Source organism: Mesorhizobium sp. M5C.F.Ca.IN.020.29.1.1 (genome assembly GCF_003997375.1).
GTDB classification, from domain to species: Bacteria; Pseudomonadota; Alphaproteobacteria; order Rhizobiales; family Rhizobiaceae; genus Mesorhizobium; species Mesorhizobium wenxiniae.
The window spans coordinates 1-1,506 of the sequence record NZ_RZSW01000928.1 but is presented as its reverse complement, the minus strand read 5'-3'; the positions used below and the strand labels follow the sequence as shown (position 1 = coordinate 1,506).

Here is a 1,506-nt window from a genome sequence, read left to right as displayed (position 1 = left end):
ACCATCCACACAGTGGCAATCCGGCGCTGGCGCACAAGCCCACTCGGCCGCGGCACATGGCGCGAGGCAGCGGGATTGCGCCGCGCCTTGCGGGATTGCCGCTACGATCTCGTCGTCGACGCGCAAGGATTGCTGAAGTCGGCCCTGGTGGCGAAACAGGCCGCGGCGCCGATCGTCGGCTTCGACCGGTCGAGCGCTCGCGAGCCTTCGGCGACTTTGTTCTACGACCGCCGCTACGCTGTGCCGCGCGATCTGCACGCCATAGAACGCACAAGGCGGCTGTTCGGGCTGGCGCTCGGCTATGAACCGGATTTTTCCGGGCTCGAGTCCGGCATCATGCCGCCGGCCGGCGGTTCGAACTTTGTCGGGGGAAAAACCGCCTTCCTGCTGCATGGCACCAGCCGCGAGGACAAGAAATGGCCGGTCGGCGACTGGATCGAAACTGCCCGGCTTCTCGTGGGAAGAGGAATGACGCCGGTCACCACCTGGTCTAACGACAGGGAAAAGGCGATTGCCGAGGCGATCGCCCAAGCCGTTCCGCAGACCGTGCTGGTGCCGAAATCACCGCTTGCCGAGATCGCCGCGATCATCGGCCGATCGGTGCTGGTCATCGGCGCGGACACCGGTCTCACCCACCTCGCCAGTGCCTTCGGCCTGCCGACGGTCGCGGTGTTTCTGGCGACAGAACCCGGCCTGACCGGCCCGCGCGGGCCGTTCTCGTCAACGCTGCTGGCCGCGCCCGGCGGCCGTGTCGTGCCTGCGGAAGTGGTGGCGGAGGCGGAGAGGCTTATGGAGCGCCAAGCGCACGATCTGGCAACCGGAAGGCGTTGATTTATAGAGTCAATCCAAATGGAAGGGTCGGCGCCGCCCCTCATCCGCCTGCCGGCACCTTCTCCCCGTATAGTGACGGGGAGAAGGGGGCTGGACGCGAACTCGGCGCCTGTCCTGCAACGCTGATAATTGGCGAAACCCGTCGGTTACGGCGTCCTTCTCCCCGTCACTATACGGGGAGAAGTGCCCGGCAGGGCGATGAGCGGCAGCGCAAACCTCGGGGCTAAAACAGTGCGATTCAGGAACAAACCCTGCCCGCTCTACCCCTAGATGAACTGCACCTGGACGATCTCATAGCCCCGCGCACCGCCTGGCGCGTTGACCTCGATCGCATCGCCGACTTCCTTGCCGATCAGCGCCCGCGCGATCGGCGAGGAGATCGAGATGCGGCCGGACTTCACATCCGCTTCCTGGTCGCCGACGATCTGGTAGGTCTTCTTCTCTTCCGTGTCCTCGTCGACCAGCACCACGGTCGCGCCGAACTTGACCTTTTCGCCGCTGAGCTTGGTGACGTCGATCACCTCGGCACGGGCGATGAAGTCCTCGAGCTCGTTGACGCGACCCTCATTGAGGCTTTGCGCCTCTTTCGCCGCGTGGTACTCGGCATTTTCGGAAAGATCGCCATGCGAGCGCGCTTCGGAGATCGCTTCGATGATGCGCGGCCGCTCTTCCTGC

General features: G+C 64.9%; 2 protein-coding genes. One reads left to right on the top strand and one right to left on the bottom strand.

Annotated elements, in window-relative coordinates:
• A partial coding sequence (waaC, locus tag EOA85_RS35080) for a lipopolysaccharide heptosyltransferase I (RefSeq protein ID WP_127212716.1) occupies nt 1-831 on the top strand: 831 nt, incomplete at its 5' end.
• 266 nt (nt 832-1,097) lie between these two features.
• Here waaC and greA read toward each other — a convergent pair.
• The coding region (greA, locus tag EOA85_RS35070; protein ID WP_127212715.1) for a transcription elongation factor GreA at nt 1,098-1,506 on the bottom strand (409 nt) is incomplete at its 5' end.